The sequence below is a fragment of the Streptomyces sp. NBC_01288 genome (assembly GCF_035982055.1).
Classification (GTDB): Bacteria; Actinomycetota; Actinomycetes; order Streptomycetales; family Streptomycetaceae; genus Streptomyces.
Window position 1 is genome coordinate 5,503,472 of record NZ_CP108427.1, and the last position, 23,850, is coordinate 5,527,321.

At 68.0% G+C, this 23,850-nt stretch carries 11 protein-coding genes and 3 rRNA genes; 9 read left to right on the forward strand and 5 right to left on the reverse strand.

Annotated elements, in window-relative coordinates:
* Positions 1-130: 130 nt before the first annotated feature.
* Entirely contained in the window at positions 131-2,209 is a 2,079-nt protein-coding gene (locus OG194_RS24705) for an asparagine synthase-related protein (protein ID WP_327402985.1), read from the forward strand.
* 279 nt (positions 2,210-2,488) lie between these two features.
* Positions 2,489-5,725 (forward strand): BTAD domain-containing putative transcriptional regulator, encoded by a 3,237-nt coding sequence (locus tag OG194_RS24710; protein WP_327402986.1) that lies wholly within the window; start codon positions 2,489-2,491, stop codon positions 5,723-5,725.
* Between the two features lie 4 nt (positions 5,726-5,729).
* Here the strand turns inward: OG194_RS24710 and OG194_RS24715 are convergent, their stop codons facing one another.
* Positions 5,730-7,658, reverse strand: a complete 1,929-nt coding sequence (locus OG194_RS24715; protein WP_327402987.1) for a sigma-70 family RNA polymerase sigma factor — start codon at positions 7,656-7,658, stop codon at positions 5,730-5,732.
* Between the two features lie 474 nt (positions 7,659-8,132).
* Positions 8,133-8,903, reverse strand: a complete 771-nt coding sequence (locus OG194_RS24720; protein WP_327402988.1) for a TetR/AcrR family transcriptional regulator — start codon at positions 8,901-8,903, stop codon at positions 8,133-8,135.
* 377 nt (positions 8,904-9,280) lie between these two features.
* Between OG194_RS24720 and OG194_RS24725 the strand changes: the two genes are divergently transcribed.
* Complete coding sequence (locus tag OG194_RS24725) at positions 9,281-10,648, forward strand: NAD(P)/FAD-dependent oxidoreductase (RefSeq protein ID WP_327402989.1); 1,368 nt, start codon at positions 9,281-9,283, stop codon at positions 10,646-10,648.
* A 214-nt stretch (positions 10,649-10,862) separates the two neighbouring features.
* Entirely contained in the window at positions 10,863-12,521 is a 1,659-nt protein-coding gene (locus OG194_RS24730) for an ATP-binding SpoIIE family protein phosphatase (protein WP_327402990.1), read from the forward strand.
* Between the two features lies 1 nt (position 12,522).
* Here the strand turns inward: OG194_RS24730 and OG194_RS24735 are convergent, their stop codons facing one another.
* Positions 12,523-13,839 carry an MFS transporter gene (locus OG194_RS24735; protein WP_327402991.1) on the reverse strand — a complete coding sequence of 439 codons (1,317 nt, stop codon included), beginning with the start codon at positions 13,837-13,839 and terminating at the stop codon, positions 12,523-12,525.
* Between the two features lie 89 nt (positions 13,840-13,928).
* Between OG194_RS24735 and OG194_RS24740 the strand changes: the two genes are divergently transcribed.
* The 5 genes from OG194_RS24740 to OG194_RS24760 all read left to right on the forward strand — a co-directional run bounded on the left by OG194_RS24740 (position 13,929) and on the right by OG194_RS24760 (position 20,915).
* Positions 13,929-14,459: a MarR family winged helix-turn-helix transcriptional regulator gene (locus tag OG194_RS24740; RefSeq protein ID WP_019061611.1), complete on the forward strand. Its 531-nt coding sequence runs from the start codon at positions 13,929-13,931 to the stop codon at positions 14,457-14,459.
* A 666-nt stretch (positions 14,460-15,125) separates the two neighbouring features.
* Positions 15,126-16,653 (forward strand): 16S ribosomal RNA (locus OG194_RS24745).
* A gap of 314 nt (positions 16,654-16,967) precedes the next feature.
* Positions 16,968-20,090, forward strand: a 23S ribosomal RNA gene (locus OG194_RS24750).
* Between the two features lie 91 nt (positions 20,091-20,181).
* Positions 20,182-20,298: ribosomal RNA gene (rrf, locus tag OG194_RS24755) — 5S ribosomal RNA — on the forward strand.
* The 16S, 23S and 5S rRNA genes sit together here, the layout of an rRNA operon.
* A 71-nt stretch (positions 20,299-20,369) precedes the next feature.
* On the forward strand, positions 20,370-20,915 hold the full coding sequence (locus OG194_RS24760) for a GNAT family N-acetyltransferase (RefSeq protein ID WP_327402992.1): 546 nt from the start codon (positions 20,370-20,372) through the stop codon (positions 20,913-20,915).
* Positions 20,916-20,945: 30 nt separating this feature from the next.
* On the opposite strand, the gene OG194_RS24765 is transcribed toward OG194_RS24760, so the two are convergent.
* Together OG194_RS24765 and OG194_RS24770 are read right to left on the reverse strand one after the other, a co-directional pair.
* Positions 20,946-22,394 carry a type IV secretory system conjugative DNA transfer family protein gene (locus OG194_RS24765; RefSeq protein WP_327402993.1) on the reverse strand — a complete coding sequence of 483 codons (1,449 nt, stop codon included), beginning with the start codon at positions 22,392-22,394 and terminating at the stop codon, positions 20,946-20,948.
* A 16-nt stretch (positions 22,395-22,410) separates the two neighbouring features.
* On the reverse strand, positions 22,411-23,844 hold the full coding sequence (locus tag OG194_RS24770; RefSeq protein ID WP_019065414.1) for an ATP-binding protein: 1,434 nt from the start codon (positions 23,842-23,844) through the stop codon (positions 22,411-22,413).
* Between the last annotated feature and the right edge of the window lie 6 nt (positions 23,845-23,850).

Sequence of the window (23,850 nt, forward strand, 5' to 3'; positions counted from 1 at the left end):
TTGTCCCTAGTCCAGGGCGTCTTCACGCGATCTCAAGCGGCTTCTCCGGCCCTCCGGAAGGCGTCCTTCATGGCAGCATGGTGCCCAGTTCGTGCGGTGCACTGGTTGTCCACAGCCTGTGGAGGCGTCGATGCGGTGGTTGGTGGGATGGAGCAGTACCGCCGCTGGAGCCGCCACGATCGGTTCCGCGGGGGCGACCGGCCTCGACGGTGAGACGGTGCACCCGGTCGGGTCCCAACTCCTTTGGGGCGACCCGGATCCGCTGTGGGCGGTCGGCGACTGGCGACCCGACGAAGTACGGGTCGTGAAGGTCGACGCCGAGACGCGTATCGCGGTCCTCGGTACGTGCGGCGCCTCCGACGAGGAGCTGCGCCTCAGCCTGTTCTCCGCGCGCGGAGGGGCACTTCGGCATCTGACGGCCTGGTCGGGCAGTTACACGGCGGTCGTCAAGGTCGGCCGCCGCACCATGGTCTGCGGTGATCTCGCGGGCGCCAAGCCGGTGTTCTTCACCCCCTGGGCCGGCGGTACGGCGTACTCCACGGCCGCGCTCCCGCTCGCCGACCTCATCGAGGCCAACCTCGACTTCGGTCACCTCGCCGCGCTGCTCGCCGCCCCGGACGTCCCGGCCGCGCTGCACGACTCGACGCCGTACGAGGGCGTACGGCGCATTCCGCCGGGGCATGCGCTGGTGTTGCGCGCCGGGGCGCGTGAGATCGCCGGGTACGAGCCGGTCGCCTCCCTCGCGGTCGCGGCGGCGGCCGTGGACCCGGACAGCGCGGTGGACGCCGTACGGGACGCGCTCGTTGATGCGGTGCGTGCGCGCCTCTCCGCTCCCCGCCACGTGCCCGACATAGACCCGGGACCCGTCCCCGGCATGGGGCCCGCCGAACGGCGTGCCGCGCGCGGGATGCCCGTCCCCGGGATCGGGGCCGACCTCTCCGGGGGGCCCGCCTCCGGGACGCTGGCCCTGCTCGCCGCCGGGCTGCCGGGGGCGCCGGGCACGGTCCTCGGGCACGGCACCGGCGCGGGCGAACGGCTCCTGGCCGTCACGTTCAACGATCTCGCCGTCCCCGGACGCGAGTCCGAGGTGGAGCGCGCGGGCACCCTCGCGGCCAACCCGCGCCTGCACCACGTGGTGGTCACCGGCGCCGAGGACGTCCTCCCGTACGCCGAACTCGACGGCCCCCTCACCGACGAACCCGGCCCCTCCCTGATCGTCGCCGCCCGCCACCGCGCCCGGCTCGCCGCGGGCAGCGCCGACCACTTCACCGGCTACGGCGCCCGCCAGGTCCTGGACGCCCACCCGGCCCGCCTCGCCGACCTCCTGATGGACCGCAAACGGCGTCATCTGGTGCGCCCGGTGGCCGCGTTGGCGAAGGCGGACGGCTCGGTGATGGTCCCGGGGCGCGTCTACGGCGCGGCCCGCCGCCTCGCCCGCACGCCCTACGGCGCGGGACTCGAAGTCCTCGCCGACCGGTTGATGAACCAGCGCTTCGACGAGCCCGGCGGCGCGGTCGGTGCCTCCCTCGCCGCGCTCACCTGGGCCAGACCGGGCCCCGCAGCGCGCTGGCTGACCGGCGAGGCCCTGGCTGAAGTATCGGTTCGCCTCCAGAGCGCGCCCAGCCGCCAGGGCAGCGGCCCCGGCCAGCGCCCCGGCGACTTCCGCGCGCGAGCGGCCCTGGCCCGCCACGCCAACGACCTCCGCGTCCTGGAACAGGCAGCCGAGATCCGCTCCCAGCGCCTGCACACCCCCTTCCTCGACAACCAGGTGGTCCGCGCCTGCCGCTCCCTCCCCGAAGCCCTACGGGTCCAGCCGGGCGCCCGCGCGGCCATCCTGCGCACGGTCCTGGAGGGCGCCGGCGTGGGCGACCTCCCACCCGGCTGGGGCGCCCCCTCCCACGCGTCGGCGGCGGCCGCGGCCCGCAAGGGTCTACGGGTCGCGGCGGACTCCCTGATGGACCTGTTCGCCACGCCGCTGCTCGCGCAGGCGGGCCTGGTGGAGGCACGCGTCGTCCGCAAGGCGCTCCGCGCGGCGGCCCAGGGCGAGCCACTGCCCCTGGACGGCCTCGCGGACCTGGTCTCCCTGGAACTGTGGCTGGGCCGGCTGCTGGCCCGCCGGGGCACCTGCTGGACGGGCACACCGGCACGCGCGCGTGCCGTACCGGAGGGGATCCGTCCGCAACGGGGGGCGTTGGCCTCCGGCGGGTGAGCGGGGGGCGGTTGTGAGCGGGGCGCGCTAAGTCCGGGGGTTCCGGGGGCTTCAGCCGTCGGCCATTGCACGCACTCCGGGCAACGAGAGCGCCCCTAAGGGGCGCGGGGAACTGCGCGACCAGCCACGACGCACCCGCAGCCAACCAACAACCTGTCCACCAGTCCAAGATCCCCGCACCCTGAACCGCCCCACCCAGCATCCCCCAAACCACCCCAACCACCCGCCCCGCCGCGAAACCCCGTGCCTCCACCCCACCCACCCGGAGACAATGACCCGGTGCGGTACAAAATCCTGGGCAACACCCGGGCGGAAGACGAACACGGCACCGGCGTACCCCTCGGCGGTGCGCGCATCCGTGCCCTGCTCGCCGCGCTGGCCCTGCACCCGGGCCGGATCGTCCCCTCCGGCACCCTGATCGACGAGGTGTGGGCGGAGGAACCTCCCCAGGACGCCCCGGCCGCCCTCCAGGCCCTGGTCGGCCGCCTCCGCCGCACCCTCGGTAAAGAAGCGATCGCCTCCGACCCCGGCGGCTACCGCCTCGCGGCCACCCGGGACGACGTGGACCTGTTCGTCTTCGAACACCTCACCCGCCGGGGTACGGCCGCCCTCGACCGCGGCGACGCGACCGCCGCCGCCCGCGACCTCGCCGACGCGCTCGCCCTGTGGCGCGGCCCCGCGCTCGCCGACCTCCCGGACCGGTCCGCCGCCGCCCGCCCCGACGCGCTGCGCCAGGAGGCCACCCGCGCGCGGGCCGAGGCCGACCTGCTGCTCGGCCGCGCCGCCGACGTCGTACCGGAACTGAGGGAACTGACCACCGCGCATCCCTACGACGAACCCCTGCACGCCCTCCTCATCCGCGCCCTGCGCGACTCGGGCCGAGGAGCCGACGCCCTCGCCGCGTACGAGGCCGCCCGGCGCGCACTCGCCGAAGGGCTCGGCACCGACCCGGGTCCGGAACTCCGCGCCCTGCACGGGGAGTTGCTCACGTCGACGGCACCCGCGAGTACGACGCCCCCGGCACCGGGGCCGCCCGAGCGCAACGGCAACCTGCGTCCTCGGCTTACCTCTTTCGTGGGCCGGGAACCCGAGATCGCCGCCATCCGTTCCGATATGCACAGGGCCCGCCTGGTCACGCTCACCGGACCGGGCGGCTCCGGAAAGACCCGTCTCGCCGAGGAAGCCGCCGCCGGGCTCCCGCAGGCGTGGCTCGTCGAGCTGGCCCGGCTCGACCGGCCGGAGGCGGTGCCGGGCGCGGTGGTCAGTGCCCTCGGTCTGCGCGAGACCGCCCTGTTGACCACCGAGTTGATGACCACGCAGGACGACCCGGTCGCCCTGCTGGTGGAGTACTGCGCCTCGCGCGGCCGACTCCTGATCCTTGACAACTGCGAACATGTCATCGACGCGGTGGCCGACCTCGCCGAGACCCTCCTGACCCGCTGCCCGGGGCTCACGATCCTCGCCACCAGCCGTGAACCCCTCGGCGTCCCCGGCGAGTCCGTGCGCCCGGTCGAACCCCTCGTCCCCGACCAGGCACACCGCCTCTTCACCGAGCGCGCCACCGCCGTCCGCCCCGACGCGGAGGCCGTGCTCCAGGACACGGAGGCCGTCGCGGAGATCTGCCGCCGCCTCGACGGCCTGCCCCTGGCCATCGAACTGGCCGCCGCCCGGCTCCGGTTGCTCACCCCGCGCCAGATCGCCGACCGCCTCGACGACCGCTTCCGCCTCCTCACCTCCGGCAGCCGCACGGTCCTGCCCCGCCAGCAGACCCTCCGTGCCGTCGTCGACTGGTCCTGGGACCTGCTCGACGAGGCGGAGCGGACGGTGCTGCGCGAGGTCTCCGTGTTCGCCGGCGGCTGGGACCTCGCGGCGGCCGAGGCCGTGTGCACCGGCCCCGCGGCCCACCTCATCGGCTCCCTGGTCGACAAGTCCCTGATCGTGGCCACCCCGGGGGACACGGACGGCGGCATGCGCTACCGCATGCTGGAGACCATCCACGAGTACGCCGTCGAGCGCGCCGCCGAGACCCCCGACCTGCGCGCCGCCGCCGAGCGCAGGCACCGCGCGTGGGTCAGCGCCCTCGTCGAGGAGGCCGAGCCGCTCCTCCGCTCGGGCGACCAACTCCCGTGGATAGCCCGCCTGGAGACCGAGCTGGACAACATCCGCGCGGCCCTCGCCCGCTCCGTCGCCGCGCGCGACGAGGCGGAGGCCGGTGCCCTGGTCATCGCCGTCGGCTGGTTCTGGTGGCTGCGCAACTACCGCACCGAGGGCGCGGAATGGGTGATCCGCGTCCTCGCCCTGACCTCGCCGGCCGGTTCCGCCCTGGACCCGTACGAGGCCTACGTCGCCGACCCGGAGGCGGACGCCCGGCACCCCCTGCACACGCGACGGATGGACCTCCGGCTGCTGAACCTCTTCCTCAGGGCCGAGTCCGAGCTCCTGGGACGGACGGAGGACGGCCTGCGGGACGAGTGCATGTGGCAGTACATGCGGCTGATCCAGGACCACTTCTCCGCCGGTGGCCCGCAGTCGGCCCGTATGCCGGGGCTCATCTGGCCGCTCACCGCCTACTTCCTCACCGAGTCGATGGACATCCGGCCCGCCATGGAGGCGGCGGTCGTCAACGCCCGTGCCCACGGCGGTGACTGGGAGAACGCCGTGATGCTGATGTTCCGCACGCACCTCCTCGTCGACTCACCGGGCGGCATGGCGGGCATCGACGAGGACCTGAAGGCGCTGAAGGTGCTCTGCCGACGCGTCGGCGACCGCTGGGTGCGCGCCCAGGTGTCCAGCGCGGTAGGCGAGGCCGCCATGGTCCGCGGCCGCTTCGAGGAGGCGCGGACGGAGTACGAGGAGGCCCTGGCGCTCGCCTACGAGGTCGGCGCCAACACCGAGACCCCGTTCCTCATCGCCCGCCTCGCCGAACTCGCCTTCCGCGCCGGCGACCGCGACAGCGCCCTCGCGGGCCTGGACCGGGCGACCGAGGAGTCCGACCGGCACGGTGTGGCGGACGCCCGCACCTTCGTCCTGATGCTGCGCGCGCACATCGCCCTGGAGGACGGAGACGTCGCCCGCGCGCGGGAGTTGAGCGACCTGGCCACGACGGAGAGCCAGAAGGGCACACCCCCACCGCAGTTCAAGGCCGGCCTGAACGCGGTCGCCGCCCTGGTCACCGCCGCCGAGTCCGGCCCGGAACGCGGCCTTGAGCTGATGACCGCCACCCTGCGCGAGGCCGTAGAACAGCGCTGCGCCGACGCGTTGATCGCGATGCTGGTGGACCAGACGGCCCTGCTCCTCGCCGACCTCGGCGAACTCCCGCGCGCGGTACGGCTGTTGGCCGCGGGCGACCACTGGCGCGGCGGCCACCCGCGCCCCATGCCGGAGCGCGCCCGCGTCGAGCACACCGAGGCCGTCGCCCGCACCGACCTGAGCGCCGAGCGCTACGCCGCCGAACGCGCCCGCGGCGAGACCCTCACCATGGACGAGATCCTGGCGGAGCTGCCCGCCCCGCCGTGACCTCCTACTGGCAGGTGAACTTGGACTCCGCCCAGTCCGCCAGCGCCAGGTTGTCGAAGGAGCTGTGCGGTTCGACCACGAGCCGCACGGTCTTGCGCCCGGCGATGTTCACATGGACGGGCACCGCGGGATCCCCGCCGTCGATCTCCCCGGACTGCCACAGCCGCACCCCGTCCGCGTACACCGAGAAGTACACCTTGCCGATCCCCAGCATCATGTCGTCGACGCCGACCGTCGCGTCGTAGGAGACGCACTGGCGGTTGAGGTCGATCGTGACGGAGGAGCGGCCGTGCACGGTGGCCCCGTGCGCGTACCGGGTGCCGCCGATCGAGACGCCGTAGCGCTGCCACACCCAGCTGCTCTCGCCGAGCTGGATCTCCGGTGCGGTGCCGTCGCCGTTGACGTTGTACGAGAGCTCGCTGACCTGGAAGATCGTCGGCGCGGGTGGGGGCGTCGGGGTCGGCGTGGGGGTGGGCGTCGGCGTGGGTCTGGGGGTCGGCCTCGGAGTCGGGGTGGACTTCGGGGTCGGTGTCGGCTTCGCCCGGGGTGTGGGCTTGGGCGTCGGGGTCGGAGTGGGCGTCGGTTCCGGCTTCAACACCGCTGGTTCCGGGGCCGGTTGCTTCTTCGGGGGCGTCGGGGGAGTCGACTCGGGCTTGGCGATGGGGGAGGACGAGGGCGCCGGTTTCGCCTCGGGCTTCTTCGCGGGGGTGTGGGTGCTGCCGGCCAGCGCGAGGGCGATCGCCGCCGCTGCCGCCGTGGCGACCACACCGGCCGCGATGCCCGCCTTCACCGGGGCGCCCAGGCCCTCGGAGGCGGCCGCGCCTCCGGCACCCGCACTGCCGGACGAACTCCCGCTCGCAGCGGCGGCGGCACCAGCGGCACCGGCCGCACCCGCTCCCGCGCCACCGGCGATGAGCGCGACCGCCTTCGCGTACCCGGCGACGCCGAACCAGCCGATGACCGCGACCGGGACGACCGCCGGGATACCGCTGGCGACCTCCTCGATCTGTAGCGCGGCCAGCCGGCACTTGGCGCACTCCTCCAGGTGCTTGCGCAGCCCCCGTTCGGCACGCGTGCGCAGCCGGCGGCGGGCGTAGGTGCCGAGCTGGTCGGCGTAGCGCGAGCAGTCCTCGTCGTCGGTGAGGGTGGCGCTGACATGGGCCTGGAGATAGGCCTGCTTGAGCCCCTCGCGGGCCCGACTGGCCAGCACGCGCGTGCCGTTGGCGTCCAGCCCGAAGAGCGTGGCGACCTCGCTCGGCGACTCGTCCTCGACCTCGGTGTGCCACAGCACGGCCTGCCACCGCTCGGGCAGCGACCGGAAGGCCTGCATCGCCATCGACTGCTCGGCCACGTGCATGGCCCGGACATCGGCGCCCAGGTCGATCGTGTCGTCGTCGGACACCTCCGACACCCGCGCGGACTGCGCGGCGAACACCGCGAAGTCGTCGACGAGTTGCTCGCGCTTCGCCGACTTCGTCCAGTTCGCGGCGACGCGCCGGACGGAGGTCAGCAGATACGCGCGTACGGCGTGCTCGGGCCCCGAACCGCCGCGCACCGCCTGCAACATGCGGGCGAAGACCTCGGCGGTGAGATCGTCGGCGGTGTGCCCGTCCCGGCAACAGGTCCGGGCGTACCGGCGCACGGCGTCCGCGTGGCGCCGGTACAGCTCCTCGTACGCCGTGTCGTCACCGGCGCGCATCCGCTCGATCAGCGAGGCGTCGGCCGCCGGCATCTCCCGCGGCGGCAGCGGCGGCGGCAGCACACTGCCCTCGCGCTGCGGTGGGACGCTGCCCTCGGCGGGTTCGAAACCCGGGGGGACAGCACCCTGGGGGACACCACTGGGCCCGCCCTGACTCGGCACCTGTGGTGAGGTCAGCCCACCGGCCTCCGGGTCACCGTCACCCAGTGACTCGTCACGCCCGTCAACGCTCATCGCGGAAAGCCCCCGCCGCCTGCCAAGCCAGTCCAACCGGTCCCGAACACCGGGTCAGCGTAGCCATATTGGCTTTTGTTCAGGACCCCGTCGTACGGACCATCCACTCATCCGTGGGGACTTCCCGCACCGCAGTACTAGCGTTCACCCCTCCGGGGAAGGCTCAACTGTCGGGCCCGGAACGGGAGTTGGCACCGGTGACCGAAATGCCCGGAACATTCCCAGGTGTCACGAGGGGCGCGGGCACCACGGCACCCACGCCCCACAGTCACCTATTCGAGTCACCGGGAACGGGCCACCCGCCCGCACCTTTTCAACTGGGTCGGCATAGATCAGCCCGTCCGGCGTTTGAGGACGAGGCCCCTTCAGGGCCGATGGGGGGGGCTGGGGGCGCAGCCCCCAGAAGACGCCCGCCCCAACACCGGCCCACCCTCACAACGGCCGCGCCCCACCCTCACAACGGCCGAGACCGCCTCACAACGGCCGCGACCGCAACCCCTCCAACAGAATGTCCAGCAACCGAGCCGACGCCGCCGCCTGCTGCGCGGCATCCGGCAACGAGGGCGCCGCCGTAGCGATCACCAGCAGCACATCCGACACCGAGACGTCCGCCCGCAACTGCCCCGCGGCCCGCGCACGGTCCACCAACTGCCCCACGACCTCCAGCAGCGCGGTCGCCCCGGCGTCGTACTCCGCGGAACCCAGAGACCCCGCCGAATCCTCCGGCACCAGGCGCAGCTCACCCGCACCCGGCTGCGTCCGCTGCTGCGGCACCCGCGCCTCGTCGAGGAGAGCGGCACCCTCACCCTCATCGGCGACGCCGACCCGCAGCACCTGCGGCGGCAGCAGCCGCCCGGCGCCCGAGGCCACCGACGTCCGCAGGAAGCGCGACAGCGCCGACCACGGCTCGTCCTCCTGGCCGAGCGCCGAACGCGCCTGGTCGGTCAGCCGGGAGGTCTCCTCCTCGGCTATCCGCCGCACCAGGACGTCCTTGCTCGGGAAGCGCCGGTACACCGTGCCGACACCGACCCGCGCGCGTCGCGCCACGTCCTCCATCGGCGCGCCGTAGCCCAGCTCGCCGAAGACCTCACGCGCCGCCCGCAGCACGTGCTCCAGATTGCGCTGTGCGTCCACCCGCAACGGCGTCGTCCGCGAGGAGTCCCCGCGTCCGTTCGCCGCCGCTCCGACCGCGCCGCCGGATGCGACGGCTGACGCGGATGTCCAATGCGAATCCTGAATATGCATACACGTTCCCCCGGTTAATGACGTCTCCCCCCGGAGACTCCCCGCCATCGGCAGCCGGAGCATCGTGAGACAAGCCCGGTTCGCGAGCCCCGCTCTTCGCGGACTCGCTGAGCACATCCCCCTTCACCCCGTCGACACACGAACATAGTTGAGAGGGGGTCAATTCAGAAGGGGCAGGTTCCGCACGGAGCGCCCCCCGATCGGAGTACGGGTCGCATACGCCCCTATTGCACCCCGGGGCACCACCCCGATCACCCTCACTGACCTGCGAACCTGCCCTCGACGACGGCACTTTCGGCGCGCCCGCGCACCCTCCGTCGCCGGTCACACAATTTGTCGAGGCTGTGGACAAACTCCAGCGCCGGGTGCGTCATGGGATGGTGAAGGAACGCGCGCGCATTCTCGTTGTCGGTGGCGGCTACGTCGGGATGTACACAGCCCTGCGCCTTCAGAAGAAGTTGAAACGTGAAATCAAGCGCGGGCAGGTCGAGATCACCGTCGTCAGTCCCGACCCTTACATGACGTATCAGCCGTTTCTCCCCGAGGCCGCCGCCGGTTCGATCTCCCCCCGCCACGTCGTCGTCCCGCTGCGCCGCGTCCTCGGCCGCTGCCGGGTCGTCATCGGCGAGGCCACCGCCATCGACCACGGCAAGCGCACCGCGACCCTCAGCACCCTCGCCACCGAGGAAGAGGGCACGGGCGCCGAGGAGTTGGCGTACGACGAACTCGTCCTGGCCCCCGGCTCGATCTCGCGCACCCTCCCCATCCCCGGTCTCGCCGAGCACGGCGTCGGCTTCAAGACCGTCGAGGAGGCCATCGGCCTGCGCAACCACGTCATCGAGCAGATGGACATCGCCTCCTCCACCCGCGACCCCGCGATCCGCGACGCGGCGCTGACCTTCGTCTTCGTAGGAGGCGGTTACGCCGGCGTCGAGGCGCTCGGCGAGCTGGAGGACATGGCCCGCTACGCCGTGCGCTACTACCACAACGTCGACGCCGACGACCTGAAGTGGATCCTCGTGGAGGCCTCGAACCGCATCCTCCCCGAGGTCGGCGAGGAGATGGGCACCTACACGATCACCCAGCTGCGCCGCCGCAACATCCAGGTCCTCCTGGAGACCCGCCTCGAATCCTGCGTCGACCGCGTCGCCGTCCTCAGCGACGGCCAGCGCTTCCCGACCCGCACCCTCGTGTGGACGGCCGGCGTGAAACCCCACCCGGTGCTCGCCGCCACCGACCTCCCGCTCAACAACCACGGCCGCCTCAAGTGCACCGCCCAGCTGACGATCGAGGGCGCCACGCACGCGTGGGCAGCGGGAGACGCGGCCGCCGTCCCCGACGTCACCGCCTCCGAACCCGGCACCACCACCGCCCCCAACGCCCAACACGCCGTACGCCAGGCCAAGATCCTCGGCGACAACATCGCGCACTCCCTGCGTGACGAGCCCCTGGAGACGTACGCCCACAAGTACGTCGGCTCGGTCGCCTCCCTGGGACTGCACAAAGGTGTCGCGCAGGTCTACGGACGGAAGCTGAAGGGCTACCCTGCCTGGTTCATGCACCGCGTCTACCACCTGAGCAGGGTGCCCACCTTCAACCGCAAGGCCCGTGTGCTCGCCGAATGGACCCTGGCGGGGCTCTTCAAAAGGGAGATCGTCTCCCTCGGTTCACTCGAACATCCCCGAGCGGAGTTCGAACTCGCGGCCGGTGGAAGGCCTCCACACGACCCGAAGGGGTCGAACTGACCGGACCGAGGAACTCCACCGGCCGCCGAGGCGTCTGACGAATGTCGCCCCGGTCGGTCACACTGCCAGACTGGTCCACGACTTCGGGCGGGCCCGCGCCCGCCCTTCTCACCCAAGAGGCTTTCCCCACTGTGCTGCATCCCCCGGGGGCCAACCCCCGGACCCCCGGCAGGGTCCGGAGCGGGCCGACAACACCTACACGAGGCAAGGATTCGTGAACTTCACGCGCTGGAGCGCCCGGCTCCCCGGAACGCAGCGCCGCGCCGCAGCGCGGACCGACCACACGGTCACCCCGGACCGGCGAGGAGAAGGCTCCGTGCCCGCGGCCCGCGCCGAGCAGCTCACCGACGAGCCGCCACCGGTCCCCGCCGTCGAGGACCTGCCCGTCCGCGAGGTCCTCGACCGCGTCCCGGCCCTCGTCGCCCTGGTACACGGCCCCGACCAGCGCATCGCGTACGTCAACGACGCCTACGCAGCGGCCTTCGGCACCCGCCCCCTGGGCGCACCGGCCCGCGAGGCTCTCCCCGAGTTCGACGAACTGGGCCTGCTCCCGCTCCTGGACCAGGTCCTGCGCAGCGGCAAGCCCCGCACCCTCAAGTCCCGCAAGGCGCCCGGCGGCCGCTCGTACACGTTCACGTGCACCCCGGTCGCCGTGAGCGCCGACAGCGCGGAGGGCGGCGTCCTGATCTTCGCCACCGACGTCACCGACCACGCCGAGGCCGCCGAACGCCTCCGCGCGAGCGAACGCCGCCAGCGCGAGACAGCCGTGACGCTCCAGCGCTCCCTGCTCCCCCAGGAACTCGAAGAACCCGACGACCTGCGCATCGCCGCCACCTACCAGCCCGGCGGCACCGAGGCGGCGGTCGGCGGCGACTGGTACGACGTGATCACCCTCGGCGGCGGCCGCACCGCCCTGGTCATCGGCGACGTCATGGGCCGAGGCGTCCGGGCGGCGGCGGTCATGGGCCAACTCCGCACGGCGGTAAGGGCGTACGCCCGCCTCGACCTGCCCCCGCACGAGGTCCTCCAGCTCCTGGACGGCCTCGCCACGGAGATCGACGCGAACCAGATCGCCACCTGCGTGTACGCCATCTTCGACCCGAACGAGGGCCGCCTGGTCTACGCCTCGGCCGGCCACCTCCCGATCCTCGTCCGCGACGAGACGGGCGCGGTCCAGCGCGCCGACGAACCCACCGGCCCCCCACTCGGCACCGGCGGCTGGATCCACTCCTCGGGCTCGATCCCCCTCAGCCCCGGTTCTACGGCGGTTCTCTACACGGACGGCCTGGTGGAGCGCCGGGACGAGGACCTCGACGAGGGAATCGCCTCCCTGGAGCGCGCCCTGGCCGGCGCCACCGGCACCCCTCAGGTCGTCTGCGACCGCCTGGTCCGCGCCCTCGGCGTCACCGCGGACCACGACGACGACGTCGCGGTCCTGGTCATCCAGCACCCGGCCCGCACCGGCCCGGCCGGCGACCTCTTCCGCAACGCGGCCCTGGAGTTGCTCGGCGGAGTGGAAGCGGCCCCACGCGCGCGTGCGTTCGCCTCCGGAGTCCTCACCAGCTGGCGCTTCCCCACCGAACTCCACGACCTGGGCGTCCTGGCCGCAAGCGAGCTGGTCGCCAACAGCCTCCAGCACGGCACCCCGCCCATGCGCCTGCGCCTGCGCCGCACGGACCGCCGCCTCATCGTCGAGGTCACGGACGGCGACGACCACCTGCCCCGCCGCCGCCGCGCGGAACCGGCCGACGAGTCGGGCCGAGGCATCGCGATCGTGGCGACCATCGCCTCGAACTGGGGCTCCCGCCGCACCCCAGGCGGAGGCAAGGCCGTCTGGTGCGAGTTCGTACTCCCCAAGACACCCCCGGCCTGACCTACGCCTCGACCCCTACGGGCTCCACACTCCCGCGAGCGACGACCAGACTCCCCTTCGCCCGCCAAGGCTGATCCTGTACGGCGGTCAACTGCCGCCCCAGCTTCACGGCGAGCAGGCTGATCCCCAGCGAGAACAAGAAGAACGTCACGACATACGGCCCCGGCAGCGAAGCCCCCAACGGCCCGCCCACCGCGGGCCCGACGGCCAGCGCGAGCTGCTTGACGAGGGCGAAGGCCGAGTTGTACTGCCCGGCCATCCCCTCCGGCGCCAGATCGGCCACCAGCGGAGCGACGGTCGGCGACAACATCGCCTCCCCCAGCCCGAACAGCGCGTACGTCGACACAAAGGCCGCCGTAGCCATCTCCTGACTCCCGTGCCCGAGCCCCGCGAACCCGGCCGTGACCCACGCCAGCGCCCAGATCATCCCTACGGCCGCGATCACGCGCGAGCGCCGACGCCGCTCGACGAACTTCAGCACCGCGAACTGCGCGACGACGATCATCGCGGTGTTGGCGGCCAGCGCCGTACCGAGCGCGGACGTCGAGATACCGGCGGCCTCGATCCCGTACGCACTCAACCCCGACTCGAACTGCCCGTAGCAGGCGAAGAACAGCACGAAGCCGAGCACGCTCAGCTGCACCATGGCTCGGTTGCCCAGCAACTGCTTCCAGGCCCCCTTGGCGGACGACCGCGCGGGAGCGTCACCGATGACCGGCGAATGCGGCATCCGCACGGTCGCCATCACCCCGGCGAGCACCAGGAACATCGCCGACTCGATCCCGAAGAGCAGCGTGAACGAGGCCGCGCTGGTCGTGTCGACCAGATGACCCCCGATGAGCCCGCCGACACCGAGCCCGAGATTCTGCAGAAAGAACTGCATCGCAAAGGCACGCGAGCGCGTGTCCGCCGTAGAACAGTCCACGATCATCGTGGCGAGCGCCGGCTGCATCACGGCCTGCCCGGCCCCGAGCGCGGCAGCCGACAGCAACACAGCGGTCGCGGTCCCCGCCAGCCCCAGACTCATCGACCCTACGGCGGCCAGAACCAGGGCGACGAGGAGAACCGGTCGGGGACCGCGCCGGACGATGGCCCGCCCGGCGAACGGCAGCACGATCAACGCGGCCACGGCGAAGACGGCGAGTACGAGACCCGCCGTCATGGCCCCCAGTCCCCGCACCTGCGCCACATAGACGTACAGGTAGGGGACCGTGAAGCCGAGCCCGAACGCGCTGAGTGCGTTACCCACGTGGATCCGGCGCATCGCTGCGCCCATCGCCCTGGTCACGGTCACCTCAATCAGGTAGTTGGTCGCCATCGGTACTTCTTAGTACCGAAGACTTCGAAGCTAAACAGTACATCTAGAAGGACTTCAACGCCAAGCGACCCCGTGCGATACTGACGCCCATGGGCGAACCGACACTCGACGAGCAGATCGCCGCCTACCAGCGCGAGTTCAAGGACCTCGACCCCCAGGTCGAAAAGATCGTCTCGGCCCTGGGCCGCCTGAACCGCCGCATGAACGTCGCCTACGGCCGCCAGACCGCGAACCTCGGCATGAGCAGCGCCGAGTGGGAGGTCCTCAAGGCGCTCGTCCTCGCCGGCGCCCCCTATCGGATGGGCCCGAGCGACCTCGCCAAGCGCCTCGGCCTCACGCCGGCCGCGATGACCCACAGGATCGACCGCATGGTCGCCGAGGGCCTGGTCACCAGAGAGCGGGACGAGTCCAACCGCGTCCGCGTGATCGTGGAGCTGACGCCCGAGGGTCGCGGCAAGTGGCTGGAGGCGATGCGCATGGCGACGGTCTTCGAGGAGGACCTCCTCCAGGACCTCTCCCCGGTGGAGCGCACAGTCCTCGGCGAGGTCCTGACCCGCCTGCTGCGCAGGGTGGAGCACGCCCAGCCGGACGCCGGCGGCCGGCTCAGCGACCTCGAATAAAAGATCTTGACAGAGGGTGCTTGACAGTCCCCTGCTCGATCCGTAAAGTTCTTCGGGTTGCCGCCGAGCCGTAACGGTTCTCCGGCAGCACCTCCGCCGCGACAGCGGCAACCCAAACCAACCGCACGATCTCCCAACGGGATTGATTTCGGCGTGCCCGAATTCAATTCGATTTGGGCTCGGCTGTTGTTCGATCAGGTCACTGGGCCTCGATTGGAACTCCGCCGGGGGAATCGGCTAAGGTTTGAGACGTCGGAACGGCCCAACGGCCGGGAAGGCAGCCCACTCTGACTGGGAATCAGGCCCGAAAGGATCTGGTAGAGTCGGAACCGCCGGAAAGGGAAACGCGGAAGCGGAAACCTGGAAAGCACCGAGGAAATCGGAACCGGAAACGGTCTGATAGAGTCGGAAACGCAAGACCGAAGGGAAAAGCACGGAGGAAAGCCCGAGAGGGTGAGTACAAAGGAAGCGTCCGTTCCTTGAGAACTCAACAGCGTGCCAAAAATCAACGCCAGATATGTTGATACCCCGTCTCCAGCTCATCATCACGATGGTTGGGGCGAGGTTCCTTTGAAGAAAACATACAGCGAGGACGCTGTGAACGGTCGGGCTTATTCCGCCTGACTGTTCCGCTCTCGTGTATGTGATCCCGATTACGGGAAAACATTCACGGAGAGTTTGATCCTGGCTCAGGACGAACGCTGGCGGCGTGCTTAACACATGCAAGTCGAACGATGAACCACTTCGGTGGGGATTAGTGGCGAACGGGTGAGTAACACGTGGGCAATCTGCCCTGCACTCTGGGACAAGCCCTGGAAACGGGGTCTAATACCGGATAATACTCCTGCACTCATGTGTGGGGGTTAAAAGCTCCGGCGGTGCAGGATGAGCCCGCGGCCTATCAGCTTGTTGGTGAGGTAATGGCTCACCAAGGCGACGACGGGTAGCCGGCCTGAGAGGGCGACCGGCCACACTGGGACTGAGACACGGCCCAGACTCCTACGGGAGGCAGCAGTGGGGAATATTGCACAATGGGCGAAAGCCTGATGCAGCGACGCCGCGTGAGGGATGACGGCCTTCGGGTTGTAAACCTCTTTCAGCAGGGAAGAAGCGCAAGTGACGGTACCTGCAGAAGAAGCGCCGGCTAACTACGTGCCAGCAGCCGCGGTAATACGTAGGGCGCAAGCGTTGTCCGGAATTATTGGGCGTAAAGAGCTCGTAGGCGGCTTGTCACGTCGGGTGTGAAAGCCCGGGGCTTAACCCCGGGTCTGCATTCGATACGGGCTAGCTAGAGTGTGGTAGGGGAGATCGGAATTCCTGGTGTAGCGGTGAAATGCGCAGATATCAGGAGGAACACCGGTGGCGAAGGCGGATCTCTGGGCCATTACTGACGCTGAGGAGCGAAAGCGTGGGGAGCGAACAGGATTAGATACCCTGGTAGTCCACGCCGTAAACGGTGGGAACTAGGTGTTGGCGACATTCCACGTCGTCGGTGCCGCAGCTAACGCATTAAGTTCCCCGCCTGGGGAGTACGGCCGCAAGGCTAAAACTCAAAGGAATTGACGGGGGCCCGCACAAGCAGCGGAGCATGTGGCTTAATTCGACGCAACGCGAAGAACCTTACCAAGGCTTGACATACACCGGAAAGCATTAGAGATAGTGCCCCCCTTGTGGTCGGTGTACAGGTGGTGCATGGCTGTCGTCAGCTCGTGTCGTGAGATGTTGGGTTAAGTCCCGCAACGAGCGCAACCCTTGTCCTGTGTTGCCAGCGTGCCCTTCGGGGTGACGGGGACTCACAGGAGACCGCCGGGGTCAACTCGGAGGAAGGTGGGGACGACGTCAAGTCATCATGCCCCTTATGTCTTGGGCTGCACACGTGCTACAATGGCCGGTACAATGAGCTGCGATACCGTGAGGTGGAGCGAATCTCAAAAAGCCGGTCTCAGTTCGGATTGGGGTCTGCAACTCGACCCCATGAAGTCGGAGTTGCTAGTAATCGCAGATCAGCATTGCTGCGGTGAATACGTTCCCGGGCCTTGTACACACCGCCCGTCACGTCACGAAAGTCGGTAACACCCGAAGCCGGTGGCCCAACCCCCTTGTGGGGAGGGAGCTGTCGAAGGTGGGACTGGCGATTGGGACGAAGTCGTAACAAGGTAGCCGTACCGGAAGGTGCGGCTGGATCACCTCCTTTCTAAGGAGCATCTAGGCCGCCAAGCTTGCTTGGTGGTCCAGGGCCATTACGCAGGCAAATGTTCTGCGGTGGTTGCTCAAGGGTGGAACGTTGATTATTCGGTGTCGCCGCTCATCTCGGGCTGCAAGTACTGCTCTTCGGGGCGTGGAAAGCTGACCATGAGTGACGGGGATACCGGGCACGCTGTTGGGTGTCTGAGGGCACGGCTGTAACAAGCTGCCTTCAGTGCCGACCCCGGTAAAGCATCGTGTAAGCGGTGTGTGACGGGTGGTTGGTCGTTGTTTGAGAACTGCACAGTGGACGCGAGCATCTGTGGCCAAGTTTTTAAGGGCGCACGGTGGATGCCTTGGCACCAGGAACCGATGAAGGACGTGGGAGGCCACGATAGTCCCCGGGGAGTCGTCAACCAGGCTTTGATCCGGGGGTTTCCGAATGGGGAAACCCGGCAGTCGTCATGGGCTGTCACCCTTGCCTGAACACATAGGGCAAGTGGAGGGAACGCGGGGAAGTGAAACATCTCAGTACCCGCAGGAAGAGAAAACAACCGTGATTCCGGGAGTAGTGGCGAGCGAAACCGGATGAGGCCAAACCGTATACGTGTGAGACCCGGCAGGGGTTGCGTGTACGGGGTTGTGGGATCTCTCTTTCACAGTCTGCCGGCTGTGAGACGAGTCAGAAACCGTTGATGTAGGCGAAGGACATGCGAAAGGTCCGGCGTAGAGGGTAAGACCCCCGTAGTCGAAACATCAACGGCTCGTTTGAGAGACACCCAAGTAGCACGGGGCCCGAGAAATCCCGTGTGAATCTGGCGGGACCACCCGCTAAGCCTAAATATTCCCTGGTGACCGATAGCGGATAGTACCGTGAGGGAATGGTGAAAAGTACCGCGGGAGCGGAGTGAAATAGTACCTGAAACCGTGTGCCTACAAGCCGTGGGAGCGTCGCTGTATGTGCTTGCACATACAGTCGTGACTGCGTGCCTTTTGAAGAATGAGCCTGCGAGTTTGCGGTGTGTTGCGAGGTTAACCCGTGTGGGGAAGCCGTAGCGAAAGCGAGTCCGAATAGGGCGATATAGTAGCGCGCTCAAGACCCGAAGCGGAGTGATCTAGCCATGGGCAGGTTGAAGCGGAGGTAAGACTTCGTGGAGGACCGAACCCACCAGGGTTGAAAACCTGGGGGATGACCTGTGGTTAGGGGTGAAAGGCCAATCAAACTCCGTGATAGCTGGTTCTCCCCGAAATGCATTTAGGTGCAGCGTCGTGTGTTTCTTGCCGGAGGTAGAGCACTGGATAGGCGATGGGCCCTACCGGGTTACTGACCTTAGCCAAACTCCGAATGCCGGTAAGTGAGAGCACGGCAGTGAGACTGTGGGGGATAAGCTCCATGGTCGAGAGGGAAACAGCCCAGAGCATCGACTAAGGCCCCTAAGCGTACGCTAAGTGGGAAAGGATGTGGAGTCGCAGAGACAACCAGGAGGTTGGCTTAGAAGCAGCCACCCTTGAAAGAGTGCGTAATAGCTCACTGGTCTAGTGATTCCGCGCCGACAATGTAGCGGGGCTCAAGCGTACCGCCGAAGTCGTGTCATTCATACAATAGGGCCAACGCCTGTATGGATGGGTAGGGGAGCGTCGTGTGCCGGGTGAAGCCGCAGCGGAAGCTAGTGGTGGACGGTTCACGAGTGAGAATGCAGGCATGAGTAGCGATACACACGTGAGAAACGTGTGCGCCGATTGACTAAGGGTTCCTGGGTCAAGCTGATCTGCCCAGGGTAAGTCGGGACCTAAGGCGAGGCCGACAGGCGTAGTCGATGGATAACCGGTTGATATTCCGGTACCCGCTGTGAAGCGTCAAACATCGAGCATCGTGATGCTAAGGCCGTGAAGCCGTTCCGGACCCTTCGGGGAATGGAAAGTGGTGGAGCCGCCGGCCCAAGCGGTTAGTAGGTGAGTGATGGGGTGACGCAGGAAGGTAGTCCATCCCGGGCGGTGGTTGTCCCGGGGTAAGGGTGTAGGACGAGTGGTAGGCAAATCCGCCATTCATTAAGTCTGAGACCTGATGCCGAGCCGATTGTGGTGAAGTGGATGATCCTATGCTGTCGAGAAAAGCCTCTAGCGAGTTTCATGGCGGCCCGTACCCTAAACCGACTCAGGTGGTCAGGTAGAGAATACCGAGGCGTTCGGGTGAACTATGGTTAAGGAACTCGGCAAAATGCCCCCGTAACTTCGGGAGAAGGGGGGCCATCACTGGTGAGAGGATTTACTCCTTGAGCTGGGGGTGGCCGCAGAGACCAGCGAGAAGCGACTGTTTACTAAAAACACAGGTCCGTGCGAAGCCGTAAGGCGATGTATACGGACTGACGCCTGCCCGGTGCTGGAACGTTAAGGGGACCGGTTAGTGCACTTTCGGGTGTGCGAAGCTGAGAACTTAAGCGCCAGTAAACGGCGGTGGTAACTATAACCATCCTAAGGTAGCGAAATTCCTTGTCGGGTAAGTTCCGACCTGCACGAATGGCGTAACGACTTCTCGACTGTCTCAACCATAGGCCCGGTGAAATTGCACTACGAGTAAAGATGCTCGTTTCGCGCAGCAGGACGGAAAGACCCCGGGACCTTTACTACAGTTTGATATTGGTGTTCGGTTCGGCTTGTGTAGGATAGCTGGGAGACTGTGAACTCTGGACGCCAGTTCAGGGGGAGTCGTCGTTGAAATACCAGTCTGGTCGTGCTGGATGTCTAACCTGGGTCCGTGATCCGGATCAGGGACAGTGTCTGATGGGTAGTTTAACTGGGGCGGTTGCCTCCTAAAGAGTAACGGAGGCGCCCAAAGGTTCCCTCAGCCTGGTTGGCAATCAGGTGTTGAGTGTAAGTGCACAAGGGAGCTTGACTGTGAGACCGACGGGTCGAGCAGGGACGAAAGTCGGGACTAGTGATCCGGCGGTGGCTTGTGGAAGCGCCGTCGCTCAACGGATAAAAGGTACCCCGGGGATAACAGGCTGATCTTCCCCAAGAGTCCATATCGACGGGATGGTTTGGCACCTCGATGTCGGCTCGTCGCATCCTGGGGCTGGAGTCGGTCCCAAGGGTTGGGCTGTTCGCCCATTAAAGCGGTACGCGAGCTGGGTTTAGAACGTCGTGAGACAGTTCGGTCCCTATCCGCTGCGCGCGCAGGAACATTGAGAAGGGCTGTCCCTAGTACGAGAGGACCGGGACGGACGAACCTCTGGTGTGCCAGTTGTTCTGCCAAGGGCATGGCTGGTTGGCTACGTTCGGGAGGGATAACCGCTGAAAGCATCTAAGCGGGAAGCCTGCTTCGAGATGAGTGTTCCCACCCCCTTGAGGGGTTAAGGCTCCCAGTAGACGACTGGGTTGATAGGCCGGATCTGGAAGGCGGGTAACCGCTGGAGGTGACCGGTACTAATAGGCCGAGGGCTTGTCCTCAGTTGCTCGCGTCCACTGTGTTGGTTCTGAAACCACGAACAACCCCATTGCCATGGTCACGGTGATGGTGCGGTTGTCTGTTTCATAGTGTTTCGGTGGTCATAGCGTGAGGGAAACGCCCGGTTACATTCCGAACCCGGAAGCTAAGCCTTACAGCGCCGATGGTACTGCAGGGGGGACCCTGTGGGAGAGTAGGACGCCGCCGAACAAATATTGCGAAAACCCCCGTACCGTTTATTCGGTACGGGGGTTTTCTGCGTTTCGGCTACCGTGACTGGCATGAACTACAAGATCCGTTCGATACGCGCCGACGAGTGGGCCGCGGCGAAGGAGCTGCGGCTCGTCGCCTTGCAGGATCCCGTCGCGCACCTTGCCTTCCTGGAGACCTACGACACGGCGCTGGCCCGGCCGGACTCCTTCTATCAGGAGCGGGCCGTAGGGGCTGCCGAAGGTGCTGAGAAGGCTCAGCAGGTCATTGCGGAGGGGCCGGACGGGGAGTGGGTCGGGACGGCGACCGTGCTGCTTGAGGAGGCCGGGACGGTCGACTGGGCCGGCTTTGCGGTCGAGCGGAAGCAGGGGCACATCGTCGGGGTGTTCGTGCGGCCGGAGGTGCGGGGCATCGGGTTGACCGAGGTGCTCTTCGACGCTGCGCTGGAGTGGGCCTGGGGGCGTGGGGTCGAGCGGGTGCGGCTCATCGTGCACGAGGACAACGAGCGGGCCCGGCGGTTCTACGGCAAGGCAGGCTTCATACCCACGGGCGTCGTCGTGCCGTTGGGCGGGAACGCGGACGAGCGTGAGCTGGAGATGGCGGTCGAGCGGCCGTAGCCGTGGCTGTGGGCGCCGTAAGTCCTGTTGCTAGACCGGTAGTTCGTGATGGGGCCAGCGGGCCCTGGCCTGTTCTCTGGAGCGGAGGAGGGCCAGGGTCGGCAGGCCTCGGTCCGCGCCCGTGGCGAGGAGTTCGGGGAGTTGGGGGAGCGGGGCCACGGCGGCGACGTCGTCCAGGACAAGCGTCATTGGTGGGTCGAGGCGACCGGCCGATGACCGTTCGGCCATGTGCCGGCCGCGCTCGACCACGCTTGATGCGAGGGCGGTGAGGAGAGGCATCGCGCCCGGGTTCGTACGGGGGTCCTCGATGGATTCACCGACCAGATAAAGCGTGCCCCCTTCGTTCGCGAAGGAATCCAAGGAGAGGGCGTCAGTTCTGTTGGGTGTGCAGGCTTCGCGGATGTTGACCGTGAAGAGGGAGGACAGTGCGCGGGTCGTCAACTCCTGGGCGATGTCCCGGCGTTCGGGGTGGGACGTGAGTGCGGCTTCGAGTTCGCCCGCCGCACCGGGGGCTGCCTTGGGGTTGGTGCGGAGGATTCTCACCGCGTCCTGGATCTGGGTGCCCTGGGACCAGCGGTGGACGTGGCGGATGGTGCGGCCGTCGATGGCGGCGGCGTGCAGGTAGCTGCGGAGGAGCGTTTCGGCTGTGTCCGCCACCGCCTGGTCGATCTTTGCCGTGGGTCTTACCGGGGTGAGGAGGGCGGCGGCTCTCTTTACCGCTGTTGGTTTGTCCTCGCAGCCCGTTGTGGGGGACCAGTGGAGGCGGGCCGGGGTGTCGCAGAGGTGGGTGGGGTCGTAGAGGAGGACCGGGCCGAGTTTGGCTCTGGCGTCCTTTGTGTCCTGCCAGATGGCGGGGTTGGACGTGACTACCAGGGCTGGGCCTTCCGCGTCCCTTACGGCTTGGGTGGCGGTGGATTGGCGGCTTTCCGCCGTCGCCAGAAAGACTTTTTCCCACCCACCCACCCGTTCACCGTTGGACAGAGAAGTTGAGGAGACCGGTGCAGGTGGCGCCTGTTCCAGGAGGACCGTCGGCTGCGGTTGTTGTGGTGGTTCCGGGCGTTGTATCGGTACCTCGTGGGGCTCCGGTGAAGGCGGGACGACCAGTCCCGCCGCCCGAGTTCTTGCCCGTACAGCCCGCCATCTCGCCAGCGTGCCCATCACGAACACCGTCAGGACGACCAGGATCATCAACTCGCCGATGAACAGGCCCCAGAAGAGGCCGTAGCCGGAGAACTCGGCGGGTGGGGACTGGGGCCAGGCGCCGGTGATGTCGTGGGGCTGGGCGATCAGGTGGCGCATGGCCATCGGGGTGCGGGCGAAGGTCACGCCGGTCGGCCAGCTGCCCTTGGAGAACAGGGCGGCCAGGCCGGTGGCCGACCAGACCAGCAACGTCATGCCGATGAGGAACGCGAGCAGGCTCACCAACAGGCCGTCGGGGATGCCCCCTTGGCGCTCGCGTCCACCGTCGTCCGGTCTCATGTCATGCCACCGCCGTTCACGCCACCGTGGACTCGGAGGAGCCGTCGAGATCGCTCAACTGTTGTTCCATGAAGGCCGCCGCGCGTTCCTCGGCCTCCAACTCGGCGGCGCGAAGGGCGTCGTCGGTCACTTCCTGGTCGTGTTCGCGGGAGGACTGGGTCATCGCGCGGTCGGTGAAGACGAGGGGGCGTTCCGTCTCGGTGATCAGGTGTTTGACCACCTGGACGTTGCCGTTGACGTCCCAGACCGCGATGCCGGGGGTGAGGGTGGGGATGATCTCCACCGCCCAGCGTGGCAAGCCCAACACCCGCCCGGTTGCCCGGGCTTCGTCCGCTTTTTGGGCGTAGATCGTTCGTGTCGAGGCCATTTTGAGGATCGCCGCGGCTTCCTTTGCCGCGGCTCCGTCGACGACGTCCGACAGGTGGTGGACCACCGCCACGAACGACAGGCCCAGGCGGCGGCCGAACTTCAGCAGGCGCTGGAAGAGTTGGGCCACGAAGGGGCTGTTGATGATGTGCCAGGCCTCCTCGACGAGGAAGATGCGCTTCTTCCGGTCGGGGCGGATCCAGGTGTGTTCCAGCCAGACGCCGACGATCGCCATCAGGATGGGCATGGCGATGGAGTTGCGGTCGATGTGGGACAGGTCGAAGACGATCAGCGGGGCGTCGAGGTCGATGCCCACCGTCGTCGGGCCGTCGAACATGCCTCGCAGGTCGCCGTCGACCAGGCGGTCGATGACGAGGGCGACGTCCAGGCCCCAGGCCCGTACGTCGTCTATGGCGACGTTCATCGCCTCGGCCGACTCCGGTTCGGGGTGGCGCAGTTGCTCGACGATGTCCATGAGGACCGGCTGGCGTTCGACGATCGTCTCGTTGACGTAGGCGTGCGCCACCTTGAGCGCGAAGCCGGAGCGTTCGTCGAGGCCGTGGCCCATCGCCACCTCGATGATCGTTCGGAGCAGGGCGAGTTGGCCCGTCGTCGTGATCGCCGGGTCGAGCGGGTTGAGGCGGATTCCCATGTCCAGGGCGGCGGTCGGGTCCAGGCGGATAGGGGTTATTCCCAACTCCTCCGCGATCAGGTTCCATTCGCCGACGCCGTCCTCGCCCTGGGCGTCCAGGACGACCACCTGGCGGTCGCGGAAGCGCAGTTGGCGTAGGACGTACGTCTTCTCCAGGGCCGACTTGCCGTTGCCGGACTCGCCGAGCACCAGCCAGTGGGGGGCGGGGAGTTGCTGGCCGTAGAGCTGGAAGGGGTCGTAGATGTAGCCCTTGCCGGAGTAGACCTCGCGGCCGATGATGACGCCCGAGTCGCCGAGGCCGGGGGCGGCCGTCGGCAGGTAGACCGCCTGGGCCTGGCCTGTCGACGTGCGGACGGGGAGGCGGGTGGACTCGATCTTTCCGAAGAGGAAGGACGTGAAGGCGTCGGTGAGGACGGACAGCGGATCCCGCATCTGAGC

What these genes read in the sequence shown, in the direction of transcription:
- OG194_RS24715 (WP_327402987.1), bottom strand. Translation starts at nt 7,658, where the DNA reads ATGAGCGTTGACGGGCGTGACGAGTCACTGGGTGACGGTGACCCGGAG.
- OG194_RS24740 (WP_019061611.1), top strand. Translation starts at nt 13,929, where the DNA reads ATGGGCGAACCGACACTCGACGAGCAGATCGCCGCCTACCAGCGCGAG.
- OG194_RS24770 (WP_019065414.1), bottom strand. Translation starts at nt 23,844, where the DNA reads ATGCGGGATCCGCTGTCCGTCCTCACCGACGCCTTCACGTCCTTCCTC.
- OG194_RS24720 (WP_327402988.1), bottom strand. Translation starts at nt 8,903, where the DNA reads ATGCATATTCAGGATTCGCATTGGACATCCGCGTCAGCCGTCGCATCC.
- OG194_RS24735 (WP_327402991.1), bottom strand. Translation starts at nt 13,839, where the DNA reads ATGGCGACCAACTACCTGATTGAGGTGACCGTGACCAGGGCGATGGGC.
- OG194_RS24705 (WP_327402985.1), top strand. Translation starts at nt 131, where the DNA reads ATGCGGTGGTTGGTGGGATGGAGCAGTACCGCCGCTGGAGCCGCCACG.
- OG194_RS24765 (WP_327402993.1), bottom strand. Translation starts at nt 22,394, where the DNA reads ATGAGACCGGACGACGGTGGACGCGAGCGCCAAGGGGGCATCCCCGAC.
- OG194_RS24725 (WP_327402989.1), top strand. Translation starts at nt 9,281, where the DNA reads ATGGTGAAGGAACGCGCGCGCATTCTCGTTGTCGGTGGCGGCTACGTC.
- OG194_RS24760 (WP_327402992.1), top strand. Translation starts at nt 20,370, where the DNA reads ATGAACTACAAGATCCGTTCGATACGCGCCGACGAGTGGGCCGCGGCG.